This is a genomic window from Pseudoalteromonas sp. SWXJZ10B, from assembly GCF_015864475.1.
In the GTDB taxonomy this organism is placed as follows: domain Bacteria; phylum Pseudomonadota; class Gammaproteobacteria; order Enterobacterales; family Alteromonadaceae; genus Pseudoalteromonas; species Pseudoalteromonas arctica.
The window spans coordinates 331014-344518 of record NZ_JADYXD010000001.1; the positions used below are offsets into that span (position 1 = coordinate 331014).

Genomic DNA, 13505 nt, shown 5'->3' on the forward strand with positions numbered 1-13505 from the left:
AGGTGTATGCGATGAAAGGCGTTAAACCATTAATCTTAGCTGGTATTGTGGCCGCAAGTGCAGCAGTACACGCAAACGATTTAGATAAGGTTATTGATAAAAGCAGTGAAATTAATAAATCAGCTGCGCAATCACAAACAAAAATAGACAAGATTGCAGATTCAATGCAAGGACGTTTACAGCAATTTAAAACCCTCAATAAAGAAATTGATGGTTTAGCTGTTTACAACGCTCAGCTAACTAAACAGTTAAATAATCAAGTAGAAGAGATGGAATCTTTAAACCTGTCTATGGATCAGGTTTCTATTATTGAACGTCAAATTACGCCGCTAATGCTTAGAATGATTGAAGGCCTTGAGCAGTTTGTATCTTTAGATATTCCATTTTTAGCTGATGAGCGCACTAAGCGTGTTACATCTTTAAATGAAATGATGAATCGTGCAGATATCAATTCAAGTGAAAAATTTCGCCGTGTACTCGAAGCCTATCAAGTAGAAGTAGACTACGGGCGCACTATTGAAGCCTATACCGCACTTTTAAACGTGGATGACAAAGAGCGTGAAGTCGATTTTTTACGCATTGGCCGTTTAGAGCTTATTTACTTAACACGCGATGGTAAAAAAGCAGGTAGTTGGAATGCAGATACAAAATCATTTGAAGCATTACCAGACTCTACAATAAGCCAAATTAATAAAGGCTTACGTATTGCGCGTAAGCAACTTGCCCCAGATATGTTAACTCTGCCAGTACATGCAGCAGAATAAGAGGTTAAAAATGAAATTGTTTACTCAAATGACAAAAATAGCTCTTTTTGCTGCAAGCCTAAGCATTACTGGTGCAAGTATAGCGGCAGAGCCAATGAACCTAGATTCATTACTTAAAACGCTCGAAAATGGTCAATCAGCTCAAAGCGAGCAAAATAAGCAGCGCGAACAAGAGTTTACTGCTCGTCAAAACGAGCAAGTACAAACGCTTAAAAATACCCAAACAAAGCGTAATCAAATGCTGGTGGAATCTGAGCGCTTAGAAACGCAGTTTGAAGAAAACGAAGTTAAACTTGCTAACTTAACAGACACGCTTTCTAAACGAATGGGTTCCCTTAAAGAATTGTTTGGCGTGTTACAGCAAGTAGCAGGTGATTCTAGTAATAAGTTTGCGACATCAATTATATCTTCCCAGATTGCTGGGCGTAGTACGTTTATGGATGACCTTGCTCAAAAAATGGGTTCAACTTCAAAACTTGCTTCAATAGAAGATATTGAAAAAGTATGGTTTGAACTACAGCGCGAAATGACCGAGCAAGGCAAAGTAAGTCGTTTTAACGCAAGTGTCATTGTTGAAGGCGGTACTAAAGCACAGCAAGAAGTTGTGCGAGTGGGTGCATTTAACCTTATATCAAACGGTAAGTACTTAGAGTTTAATTCCTCGACTAATTCATTGAGTGAATTAACTCGCCAACCCGTATCGCGCTTTACCGCAACGGCAGACGATCTTCAAAGTACTAAAAGCGGTGTGGTGCAATTCGCACTTGACCCAACAGGCGGCTCTATTCTTGGTTTATTAGTACAAGCACCCGATACCCAAGAGCGTGTTCATCAAGGTGGCACTGTTGGTTATGTGATTTTAGGTGTGGGTGTTATTGCACTACTTATATCACTAGAGCGTTTTTTCTCATTATTGATTATGGGCGGTAAAATTCGCCGTCAACTTAAAGATACTGTTGCACGTGATGACAATCCGCTTGGACGTGTAATGAAAGTAAAAGATCAATTTCCGAGTGTTTCACACGACACACTTGAGCTTAAATTAAGTGAAGCTATTTTACGTGAAATGCCAAAAGTGACACGTAACCTAACACTTATCAAAATTATCTCTGTTGTTGCACCGCTGTTAGGTTTATTAGGTACGGTAACAGGCATGATCAATACATTTCAAGCAATCACCTTGTTTGGTACTGGGGATCCTAAGCTTATGGCGGGTGGTATTTCTCAAGCACTCGTAACAACGGTACTTGGCTTAGTTGTGGCAATTCCGACGGTATTTTTATACACCTTACTTAATACGCGCGCTAAAAATATCTTGCTAACTATTCAAGAGCAGAGCGCCGGTATTATCGCAGAGCGTAGCGAGAAGGGAGCATAAACCATGGTGCTATTGATTGACTCAATCAATGCTATCCGTGATTTTCTCGACACTGGTGGCCAGGTTCTCTTGGTCATCGGGGTGTTAATCTTCGCGATGTGGTTATTGATACTCGAGCGATTTATTTACTTTTTCAACGGTTTTCGAAGCTATAAACAGGGTGTGAAAACCGATTGGATTAACCGTGCAGAACGTAATAGTTGGAACGCAGAGCAAATACGCGAAGCGATGATATCGCGAGCAGGTATGCGCTTAAACACCAATCTTTCTTTGATTAATGTGATGGTTGCCTTGTGCCCACTACTTGGTTTGTTAGGCACTGTAACGGGCATGATAGAAGTGTTTGATGTAATGGCAATTACCGGCACAGGGAGTGCCCGTTCAATGGCATCAGGGGTATCTAAAGCAACTATCCCGACAATGGCAGGCATGGTAGGTGCGTTATCTGGGGTATTTGCCTCAACGTATTTACAACGAAAAGCTAAGCGCGAAGTAGAACTACTACAAGACAGCATGGTTTTAGACCATTAAGCAAAATTTTGATAAGCGGCTTCTATAAAGTCGCTCATTCTAGGAGAATAAAAATGAGAGCCCCGTTAGGAAACCTATTTCAAGAAGATGAAGCTGAAGAAATAAACATGACCCCAATGCTAGACGTTGTATTTATCATGCTTATTTTCTTTATTGTAACTGCCTCTTTTGTTAAAGAAGCCGGTATTGATGTTAACCGCCCAGAAGCCGCAACTGCTGTGAAAAAAGAGCGTGCAAATATCCTTGTCGCGATTTCAGGTACAGGTGAAATTTGGATTAATAAACGTCAAATTGATGTACGCGCAGTACAAGCCAATATCGAGCGTTTAAAAGCAGAAAATCCACAAGGTAGCGTTGTGATTCAAGCGGATAAAAAAGCCACTACCGAAATGTTAATAAAGGTGATGGATGCCTCGCGCGCGGCGGGCGCATTTGATGTATCAATTGCCGCACAAGATGCGTCTTAAGGGCTAGTTATGTTGCGATATTTAGTTGCATTAGTGATAGCCGGTGTAGTGACCTTTATGTTGTTTTTAGGCATGCAGGCACTGATCACTGGCGGTGAAGGCGCTATGACGGATCCGGTAAAGGGTAACGTACTTGATTTTGTTCGCTTGAAAAAAGAAGAAACCGTACAAAAAAAAGAGCGTAAGCCACAAAAGCCACCAACACCAAAAGAGCCGCCACCACCAATGGAATCACCGCAAATGCAAAATAGTGATGCTACAGCTAATGCTAACAACTTTGACTTTGGTGCAAACGTTGATGCGGATGTAAATTTAGCCGGCGGGTTAGCACTTGAAACAAGTGATGGTGAGTATTTACCCATTGTTAAAGTGGCGCCTGTTTATCCTCGTCGCGCATTATCGCGAGGTATCGAAGGCTACGTTATTGTTGAATTTATAGTAACTAAACAAGGCACTGTACGCGACCCACAAGTAATAAAAGCAGAGCCTGAGTCACTCTTTGATAGAGCCGCGATGGATGCAGCCCTTAAATTTAAATATAAACCCCGCGTAGTAAACGGTGAAGCCGTTGAAGTGGCGGGTGTTCAGAACAAAATATCTTTCCAAATCAGCGGTTAATTTAGTAATTAACCACGAGTATACGGACAGTAATGCGAGGCGATTATGAAACTATTTATTAAATCTGTTATGAAATTAAGCCCTACAGCTAAATTTTTAAAATTAACACTATTTTGTACCGCTGCGATCAGTACAAGTATTGTTACACCAAGTGCTCTAAGCCTGATACCAGGGCTAAATGTAGCTACGGCATATGCAGAACAAGAGCAAAAAACAAAACGTGTACCAGCGCTTCGCGAAAAGGTCTACAGCCAACTCGCACGTGCACAAAAACTCGCTGATGATGGCGATGTTAAAACAGGCCTTGAAGCGCTTGATAGCATTCAAGAGCGAGCTTCAAGCATGAACTCGTACGAAATTGCGATGATGCATAATTTTTATGGGTTTATTTATTACAACGAAAACGATTTACCAAAAGCGATAGCTTCGTTTGAAAAGGTCGTAGCAGAGGAAGCCATTCCTGAGTCGCTTCGTTTAAGTACTACCTTTAGTTTAGCGCAACTAGCTATGGCTAATAGTGATTACACTAAAGTTATCGCATTTTTAGATGACTGGGACACTATTAACACTAAGCCTAAAACAGAAGCTTATTATTTGTTAAGAGCCCAAACTTATTATCAGTTAAAAGATTATGAGAAAGGGCTTGAGTATATATCTCAGGTTATTGCACTGAGCGATAATGAAGGTAAAGCGCCTAAAGAGAATTGGTTAGTGCTACAACGTGCCATGTACTACTCACTTAATCAAACAGGTAAAGTAGTTGCTGTACTTGAGCGCTTAGTAAAACTTTATAACAAGCCTGAGTATTGGGTGCAGTTATCGGGTATGTATGGTGAAACAGGGCAAGAAAAGCAACAGTTAGCCGTAATTGAAGCGGCTTATCAGCAAGGTTTTTTAACCTCAAAGTCTGATTTGCGCCAATTAGCGCAAGTGTATTTATATAACGGCTTAGCATTTAAAGCCGCAGACGTTATGAGCGATGCGATTGAAAAAGGTATCGCAGAGCAAAACGCTAAAAACTATGCCTTTGTAGCTGAGGCGATGATCCAAGCAAAAGAAGACGAAAAATCAATAAAATACTTTGTAAAAGCAGCCGATTTATCACCCAGTGGTAAGTATGATCAACGCTTAGCTGAAGTCTATGTTAATACTGAGCAATATGAAGAAGCGGCCGACGCAGCGCGTAAAGCACTTGATAAAGGCTCACTTGATTTTGAATCAAATGCATTTGTAGCCTTGGGTATGGCTCAGTACAACTTACAAAATTTTGATGCCTCTATTTTAGCGTTCGAACAAGCCGAAAAACATAAAAAATCACAGCGTTTAGCACAACAATGGATTAAATATGTAAAGCGCGAGAAAGTGCATGCAGAAACACTTAGAACAGCCTTACTGTAAATTTCAATAATTCCTGCGCACGTATAAGTAGGAATTATAAAGCCATTTCATAATCGCAATACCAAACCGCCTCATGGCGGTTTTTTTGTTGCTATAAAAAGTAACCAATTGATTTTATGAAAGTTAACATTGTCATCTTACGGTTATCAAACTGTAACTACTTTGTCATATCACTACAGTATCTTACCTGCATTCGATAACTCAAGTCACCTTAATGCATGAGTATCGTGCTTTAAAGTGACTTAAGTTTTTACTTAATACGCTAACAAAATAATTAAATACTTTAACGGAGTGAACAATGAAATTATCTGATTTATTCAAGGTCAGCCTAGTAGCAACTGCAATGACTCTAGCTGGCTGTGGCGGCGATATCGAAATTACACCAACTGTAAACGATAACAGCTCTACAACAGATAACAGTGTTAATAATTCAAATAATACAGCGGGTTCAACGGCTGATGAAGACGCTGAATGTGCAAGCTATGAATCAGATGCCGGTACGGTAACGGGTGTCGTTAGCGGAATTGACTGTTTATATAACGACTCATTTGCTAGCAAAACAATTTCGATTACAAATAACATTACGTTTAAAGAATTGCCAGGCGGCGGTGTTCACGTTTTTGATGATGCCCTACAAATTGGCGAAGACGGCAGCACGGTTGATGGTTTTGAAATTCCAGCGAATGGTCCAACGATGACCGTTGAGCCTGGTGCGGTGTTAGCTTTTGGTTCAGGTGAAGCTATTTTACGCGTTGCACGCGGTGCAAAAATTCAAGCTGTAGGTACGCAAGACAAGCCTGTTGTATTTACATCAGCGAATGCGTTTGACCGCTTTGATACCGCTGGCGAAGGTGCACGTTACGCTGACTGGGGCGGTATTATTATTAATGGTAACGGCATTACTGACCAATGTACCGATGCAGAACGCGGTGGCGCTACATGTAACGTCGCTTCAGAAGGTATTACAAGTTACTTTGGTGGTAACAATAATGCAGATTCTAGTGGCAATATTAAATGGGCTAAAATTTGGTATGCGGGTTCGGGTCCACGTGTTGGTGGTGAAGGCGACGATTTAAACTCTTTAACACTTAATGCTGTAGGTTCTGGTTCTGAGTTTGATTATTTACATATTCACCAAGGTTTTGATGATGGTATCGAAATTTTTGGTGGTGCTACAACGCTTAAACATGTTGCAGTAACAGATACACAAGATGATTCATTTGACTTTGATGCTGGTTGGCAGGGTAAAGCTCAATACTTATTTATCCAGCACGGTACTGTAACGTTAAACGACGGCACAGTTGTAAACATGGGTAACAATGGCTTTGAATCTGATGGCGTTAAAGGTGCATCTTCTGAGCAAGTATCTCCCTCTAACCCGACGGTTGCAAACGTTACTGTAATTACGACTGATGGCAACTCTGTGCGCGATGATGACCCTTCACAAGCATACAAGTTTGATGATCAGTTCAATTCAAGTATTTACAACGCCGTTATTATTAAGAAAAACGCGACAAATACACAGTGTATTCAATTCTCTGGTGACGGCGAAAAGCAAGCTGACAAAATTTCATTTACAAGTTCTGTAATGGCGTGCTCTGCAAACTTTACTGATACAGATACCTTTGCAAGTGGACCATTAGAAGGTCAAACCAAAACAGCATGGTTTGAAAATGGCGCTGCTAATCAAATTCTAACTGATGACGTAGTGCTTCTTGCTGATAATGGTTTTGCAACTAACACAGCAGCTAGCGAAGTAACGGTTACGGCCACTGATTTAAGTGCAACAGATTCATTCTTTGAAAACGTTAACTATATTGGTGCAGTATCGGATCAGGATACAGATTCTAGCTGGTATAAATGGGTTCAAGCGGCTGTTACAGCAGCCAATGCTGACTAACTAAGTATTGCATTTATAACCTCTAATTAAAGGCGCTTTGTGGCTTGTATATTAAGCGTAAGGCGCCTCTTTTGTATAACCTGATTAGGATTATCTCATGTCTAAAAAACATAGACTCAATCAAATTACTTGGGCAATTGGCTTAGGCTTAGCTGCACAGTCTACAAGTCTTATTGCCGCCCAATCGGATGAACAGTTTACTAATTCACAAGAAATAGAAGAAGTTGTTGCTGTAGGTACGCGCTTACAAGGCAGCGCAGCCGCTGTTGTTGAAGAGCGTAAAAACCAAGCGTTTGTTGCCGATATTTTAGGTTCTGAACAATTAGCACGTACAGGCGATAGCGATGCTGCATCTGCACTTAGGCGAGTAACAGGCTTGACGTTAGTAGATGGTAAGTTTATTTACGTACGCGGTTTAGGCGAGCGTTATTCAAGTGCTCGATTAAATGGGGCTTATATTCCAAGCCCTGATTTAACACGTAATGTAATTCCATTAGATATATTTCCTGCCAGTATTATTGAGAGTATGGCTGTTCAAAAAGCGTATTCGCCAGATATGCCCGCTGCGTTTGGTGGCGGTAATATTGATATAAGAACTAAAACAGCGCCTAGTGAATTTACAGCAGGATTTGAAGTAGGCGTAGGATACGATACGGCATCAGGCGATGGATTTACGTATAATCGTAATGAAGAGGGTATCCCAGAGGCTTTAAACAATGCGATTTCACAATACCGTGGTAACTTTGGTATTGGTAATATAGTAAGTCGTGAAGGTTTTGTTGATGCTGAGCAAACCCGCGCTGAGCAAGCGACAGCGATTAACAATACATTGTTAAAGTCACTGCCACGTGGGTATGAGCTAAAAGATGAGTCGTTAGACCCTCGTTATAATGTTAAAGCGCATTATGGCGATAGCTTTGAAGAGTCTTACTTTGGCGGGAAATTTGGCTTTTTACTGGCTGGTGCATATAAAAATGAGTGGGATTTTGAAGAGCGTTTTAGCTCTGTAATCACTCAAGATCTTAAAAACCAGGATGGTTCAATTGATTGTACAACATCGCTTGCCACAGCAGATGATGTATCTAACTCGTGCTACAACACAGTCAAAAATTCACAGGTAACCACTGAGACGCAAAGTTATAACGGATCGCTTAGCCTTTCTTATAGGCTTGGTACACATAGTATTTCAGCTCAACAGCTTTATATTATCGATAATGAAGACGAATCAGAAATTGCTATTTCGCAAAGCCCTGCAGGTAGCTCTACGTTTAGTATTGCAGGCGATGGCGTTGCAAATCGTAACCATGCGTTTAATTACGAAGAGCGCCAGTTAAATATTACTCAATTTATTGGTCAACATACCTTTTTAGATTACATGGGAATAGGCGCTGATTGGCAATACACTGAAGCTAAAGCAACGACAGATATTCCTACCAGTGCGGATTTTGAATTTCGTGATAGTTATAATAACGATGGCAGCTATGCGGGTTCTACTATAACCGGCGATGATAACCGCGTAATTATGTCGTACACAAATATGCAAGAGCGCGTTAAGTCCTACGGCGGTAACCTTACATTACCACTGTCTTTTGACGCGATGGAAGTTGAGTTTAAGTTTGGTTACGATTTCTCTGATAGGGCACGACTATTTAATACCTCAAGTTTTGCTATTAATAACAGTGGTGGCTCGGGTATTTCAATTAATGATGGAAGTGCTGATCCACTTAATAACAGTGGCTTTTTAACTGACGACTTCATTAATAATAACGCCATTTTAGTTGATTTTAATGAGCCTACAGCGCCTGACGCCGACGATTACATTGCCGCTCAAAAAGTTGATGCCGGCTATGCGTCGTTTGATGTTTTTTACGATCAATGGATAAGAGTCAGTGGTGGTATTCGTTATGAAGAGTTTAAGCAAACATCCATTGGTACATCTAGCCTTATTTTTGATCAGCAAGACTTAAATACTTTTTACGATCCTGAAAAAATTGAAGCGGGCTCTATCGTCACAGATGATTGGTATCCTGCATTGTCAGTTACTTACGTAGGCAGTGACGATTATCAAATTCGTTTAGGTTATGGCGAAACGGTTGTTCGACCTGACTTTCGTGAAGTTGTACCGGTAACTTATTATGACCCGTTAACTGATATCAGAACATTTGGCCGTACAGGTATAAAAAGTAGTCCCATTAAAAACTATGACCTGCGTTATGAATATTACGGGCAAGCAGGTAATTCATTTAGTTTAGCTGCCTTTTATAAAGACATAACTGCGCCTATCGAAACTGTGCTAAATATTGGTGATGAAGATTACTCTGCGTCATTTATTAATGGTGAAACTGCCGAGGTTTACGGTATTGAGGCTGAATGGCTTCAGGACCTAACGTTTGCTGCAGAAGGTTTATTTACCAGTGGTAACATTACGATAAGTGATTCTGAGGCGTCTATCGATCCTGCACTTGCTGGTACGTTAACTAACCCTAAAAAGCGTATGACAGGTCACTCTCAATATGTAGTTAACTTACAACTTAATTACGATTCACTTGATGGTATGCACAGTAGCTCACTTGTTTATAACGTGTTTGGTGAGCGTATTTTAGCAGCAGGTGTGGCTAATCGTGACGATGCTTACGAGCAACCATTTCATTCACTTGATTTAGTTTACACGTACTACCCTGATTTTAATTCTAAAGTTAAATTTAAAGTTAAAAACTTACTCGATGAAGATCAAGAAGTAACCCAATCAGATATTATTGTTCGCTCTAAAGAGCAGGGCATTACCTTTGACTTAAGTTACAGCTACGAGTTTTAAGCGTTTATTTTATTGTTATCCCCCTCGTAAGGGGGTGAATAAATCCACCGCTAACCCTGTATTTAATACAGGGTTTTTTTATGACTATGAAAAAAATTTGAGTTCTACTTTATTCACTAGTTTTAGCGCGCTGGTGGTGTTATTTTGACGTTAATAAAAATTAAATCTCACGCAATGAATTTTAATTTTTAATGTATTAAGGCATCTTTTATGAATCAAACAGTGGAACAAACAATGAAAAAAGTAGGATTAGTCGGTTGGCGAGGCATGGTTGGCTCAGTGTTATTAGAACGTATGCAGCAGCAAAGTGATTTTGCCCATATCGACACCACCTTTTTCACCACCTCACAAGCGGGTCAACTAGGCCCAGATATAGCAGGCGACGCAAAACCATTACTAGATGCAAGTGACATTAGCGAACTTGCTAAAATGGATATTATTGTTACTTGCCAAGGCGGTGACTACACCAATGCGGTATATCCAAAACTTCGAGAGTCGGGTTGGGATGGTTACTGGATTGATGCAGCTTCAGCACTGCGTATGAGTGAGGACAGCATAATAGTGCTTGATCCTGTAAACAAAGATGTAATTGAACAAGGCTTAGCGCAAGGCGTTAAAACATTTGTGGGCGGTAACTGTACAGTATCGCTAATGCTACTTGCATTAGGCGGTTTATTTGAGCAAGACCTAATTGAATGGGTAAGCCCAATGACTTACCAAGCAGCATCGGGCGCCGGTGCGCGTAATATGAAAGAGCTTATTGCACAAATGGGTGCTATTCATGCAAGTGTTGCAGATAAACTAGATAACCCAAGCTCTGCTATTTTAGAAATTGATAAAATAGTAAGCGAAACAATGGCATCAAAAGATTTACCACAAGACCAATTTGGTGTGCCACTTGCCGGTAGCTTGATCCCGTGGATTGACGTGCCTATACCAAGTGGTCAATCTAAAGAAGAATGGAAAGCGCAAGTAGAAGCCAATAAAATTTTAGGTTCTTCAAAGCAACCAGTGCCAATTGACGGTTTATGTGTGCGTATTGGCGCTATGCGTTGTCACTCTCAAGCAATGACCATTAAATTACGTGAAGATATAAGCGTAGAAAAAATTGAAGAAATTTTAGCGTCTCACAACGAGTGGGTTAAAGTTATTCCGAACGAGCGCGATATTAGTGCGACTGATTTAACACCCGTTAAAGTAACAGGCACTTTAAGCATTCCTGTTGGCCGTATTCGTAAATTAGCGATGGGGCCAAAGTACATTAGTGCATTTACAGTAGGCGATCAGCTTTTATGGGGAGCGGCAGAGCCACTTCGTCGTATGCTACGCATTATTGTTGATGGTGAGTAATACCAATTCGCAATAATACTTGATCAATTTGAGGGGTTAACTGACACTAACTACGTTAAAAATTTCTGATTTTGAACAACTAAATAACGAAATTTTTGCTTTGTTATCGACACGATTTTCTTCTCTCAAAATAGATCTCTTAATTAAGCGAGTTGGTATAATATATAATCAGTATTAACAAAAAGGGTTGGCAAATTGCTAACCCTTTTTCGTTTAATGGCTTATAAAACCGCTTAAGAGGCTTAAACAATACTTTTTTATGAATGTTCACTGTTGTTTATTATTGAACTTAAGTAAACTGTTTACACTGTGCAACAGCCTATTCAAGTAACATTAATGACTTCTCACATAAATAATTTTGCCAATAAGCGGTTAGCATTTGTTAGCTCTTATTTTATTTCTGCAATCGCTATAAATACGGTTGTTTCTTGTTTTCTTATTTTTAGCAGTATTAATCACAGTGCCTCTCAAGAAAAACTTTACTGGTTTTTTACGCTAACGCTTATTTCGTTACTTCGAATAGTTAGTCATGTATTTGTTAACAAAACACACCCTTTTAAATATCAGTTGTATTTTATTGGTTTATTATTAACAGCTTTAACGTGGGCTGCTTTCCCGATTTTGTTTTATGAAAACATGGGAATACAGGAGAAATTTGTCTCTCTGGTTGTTTTTAGCTCCCTAGCTGGTGGCGGTGTTAATGTTTTAGCCTCTGATATTCGCTCATCACTGTCGTACATAACCTGCTTGTTGGTTCCATTTAGTATTTTATTACTTTTACAGCCAATAGAAGATGAAAATGTATTAGGTGTTTTAGGACTCGTTTTATGGTTTATATTGTGTTTTGTAACGGCTATACGCAGTGCAAAAGATGTAAAGTCATCTATTAATAACGAACTTAAGTTAGATCAATTCATTGAAAACTTAGAAAATGAAGTGCAAGTTCGTACTGAACAAATAATCCTTTTAGAGCAAAAAGACAATCTAACTAAATTGTTTAACAGGGGAAGTTTTGTTTCTAATGTTGAACTTGATTTAGCCAATCAAAGTGATGATATTAAAGCTGTTTTATTTTTAGATATGGATGACTTTAAAATCATCAACGATAAATACGGTCACGATTTTGGTGACTTTGTATTAGCCCAAACAGGTAAACGATTAGTTGAAACACAAACCCAAGGCGACTTTATTGCGTGTAGGTGGGGAGGGGATGAGTTTATTTTTTATTCTCGTAGTAACACCGAAGACGAGCTTTTTGACTGTGTTTTTAGATTAGTTAAAACTTTAACGAAAACAGTGAGTATGGATAGCTATCAAGTAAATCCCTCTTTTAAGGTTGGGCTGTATTTTACGCGCGAAAATTTTGTTCTTGAAGACGCGATTAAATATGCTGATGTGGCTATGTATGAAGGTAAGAAAAGCCGTAACGAAATATCGGTATTTGACGAGCGGATGCACGAATCGCTTAAAAGAGAAGAAGTACTTCGTAGCTCTATTAAAGAATGCGTAGATAAAGGTGACTTTCATCTGTGTTATCAACCTATTGTTGATATAACTACAAATGAAATAACAACGTTTGAAGTACTACTTCGTTGGCAATTTAATGATGAATTTATTCCGCCTTCAGAATTTATAGATATTGCTGAGCGATATGGAAAAATTAATATATTAGGTGAGTTTGTACTTGAGCAAGCTATTGCGAGCCTAAGTAAGTTAAATGCGGTAAATAGTAATATTGGACTGTCTATTAATGTGTCGGTGTTGCAACTAGAAAACCATAACTTTTTAGAATTTTTGGTTGGGCTTTTAAATAGATACGCAGTTAAACCATACAATGTCCATTTAGAAATAACAGAAACAGTGATGATTAAAAATTTACCGTATTTGTCAAAAGTGATTACGGCCATAAAAAATACCGGTGTACGTATCTCTATTGATGATTTTGGTACTGGTTTTTCTTCTATATCAGTTTTAAAAGAGCTATCAGTTGATTATATTAAAATAGATAAATCTTACATTGATAATATTTGTGAATGCTCAAAAGATAAAAGTATTGTATCTGCGGTAACTAACATGTCGCACATGATTGGTTGCCAAGTAATAGCGGAGGGCGTAGAAAACACAGCTCAGTTAACGTTATTACAAAGTTTACAAATTGATAAATACCAAGGCTTTATATTCAGTAAACCAGTTAGATTTGCCGATGCGCTTAAACTTATTAGTTAGAACGCTGACTTTTTAGACTCAAAGTTTGTTTTATCTAGGTTCGATTTAAGCGTGCCGT

Annotated in this window: 10 protein-coding genes; all 10 read left to right on the plus strand. The window is 39.3% G+C overall.

Annotated features, from left to right (window positions below; translation table 11 throughout):
- Positions 1–11: 11 nt before the first annotated feature.
- The 10 genes from I6F54_RS01475 (at position 12) to I6F54_RS01520 (ending at position 13447) form a co-directional block, all read left to right on the plus strand.
- Positions 12–764: a DUF3450 domain-containing protein gene (locus tag I6F54_RS01475; protein ID WP_008169959.1), complete on the plus strand. Its 753-nt coding sequence runs from the start codon at positions 12–14 to the stop codon at positions 762–764.
- A 10-nt stretch (positions 765–774) separates the two neighbouring features.
- Positions 775–2142 (plus strand): MotA/TolQ/ExbB proton channel family protein, encoded by a 1368-nt coding sequence (locus I6F54_RS01480; protein ID WP_165741237.1) that lies wholly within the window; start codon positions 775–777, stop codon positions 2140–2142.
- A gap of 3 nt (positions 2143–2145) precedes the next feature.
- On the plus strand, positions 2146–2673 hold the full coding sequence (locus I6F54_RS01485; protein WP_024593980.1) for a MotA/TolQ/ExbB proton channel family protein: 528 nt from the start codon (positions 2146–2148) through the stop codon (positions 2671–2673).
- Between the two features lie 53 nt (positions 2674–2726).
- Positions 2727–3140: an ExbD/TolR family protein gene (locus tag I6F54_RS01490; protein ID WP_197139419.1), complete on the plus strand. Its 414-nt coding sequence runs from the start codon at positions 2727–2729 to the stop codon at positions 3138–3140.
- Positions 3141–3152: 12 nt separating this feature from the next.
- Complete coding sequence (locus tag I6F54_RS01495) at positions 3153–3758, plus strand: energy transducer TonB (RefSeq protein ID WP_197139463.1); 606 nt, start codon at positions 3153–3155, stop codon at positions 3756–3758.
- A gap of 69 nt (positions 3759–3827) precedes the next feature.
- Positions 3828–5156, plus strand: a complete 1329-nt coding sequence (locus I6F54_RS01500; RefSeq protein WP_197139464.1) for a tetratricopeptide repeat protein — start codon at positions 3828–3830, stop codon at positions 5154–5156.
- A gap of 298 nt (positions 5157–5454) precedes the next feature.
- Positions 5455–7056 carry a hypothetical protein gene (locus I6F54_RS01505; protein WP_166420855.1) on the plus strand — a complete coding sequence of 534 codons (1602 nt, stop codon included), beginning with the start codon at positions 5455–5457 and terminating at the stop codon, positions 7054–7056.
- 97 nt (positions 7057–7153) lie between these two features.
- Entirely contained in the window at positions 7154–9871 is a 2718-nt protein-coding gene (locus I6F54_RS01510; protein ID WP_197139420.1) for a TonB-dependent receptor plug domain-containing protein, read from the plus strand.
- Positions 9872–10081: 210 nt separating this feature from the next.
- A complete protein-coding gene (gene asd, locus I6F54_RS01515; RefSeq protein ID WP_197139421.1) occupies positions 10082–11221 on the plus strand; it encodes an aspartate-semialdehyde dehydrogenase in 1140 nt (379 codons plus the stop codon).
- A gap of 336 nt (positions 11222–11557) precedes the next feature.
- Positions 11558–13447 carry a putative bifunctional diguanylate cyclase/phosphodiesterase gene (locus I6F54_RS01520; RefSeq protein WP_231616970.1) on the plus strand — a complete coding sequence of 630 codons (1890 nt, stop codon included), beginning with the start codon at positions 11558–11560 and terminating at the stop codon, positions 13445–13447.
- The last annotated feature ends 58 nt before the right edge of the window (positions 13448–13505 follow it).

Excerpts from the sequence above, each read along its gene's own strand:
- I6F54_RS01475 (WP_008169959.1), top strand. The coding sequence starts at position 12 with ATGAAAGGCGTTAAACCATTAATCTTAGCTGGTATTGTGGCCGCAAGT.
- I6F54_RS01480 (WP_165741237.1), top strand. The coding sequence starts at position 775 with ATGAAATTGTTTACTCAAATGACAAAAATAGCTCTTTTTGCTGCAAGC.
- I6F54_RS01520 (WP_231616970.1), top strand. The coding sequence starts at position 11,558 with ATGACTTCTCACATAAATAATTTTGCCAATAAGCGGTTAGCATTTGTT.
- I6F54_RS01510 (WP_197139420.1), top strand. The coding sequence starts at position 7,154 with ATGTCTAAAAAACATAGACTCAATCAAATTACTTGGGCAATTGGCTTA.
- asd (WP_197139421.1), top strand. The coding sequence starts at position 10,082 with ATGAATCAAACAGTGGAACAAACAATGAAAAAAGTAGGATTAGTCGGT.
- I6F54_RS01505 (WP_166420855.1), top strand. The coding sequence starts at position 5,455 with ATGAAATTATCTGATTTATTCAAGGTCAGCCTAGTAGCAACTGCAATG.
- I6F54_RS01500 (WP_197139464.1), top strand. The coding sequence starts at position 3,828 with ATGAAATTAAGCCCTACAGCTAAATTTTTAAAATTAACACTATTTTGT.
- I6F54_RS01485 (WP_024593980.1), top strand. The coding sequence starts at position 2,146 with ATGGTGCTATTGATTGACTCAATCAATGCTATCCGTGATTTTCTCGAC.
- I6F54_RS01490 (WP_197139419.1), top strand. The coding sequence starts at position 2,727 with ATGAGAGCCCCGTTAGGAAACCTATTTCAAGAAGATGAAGCTGAAGAA.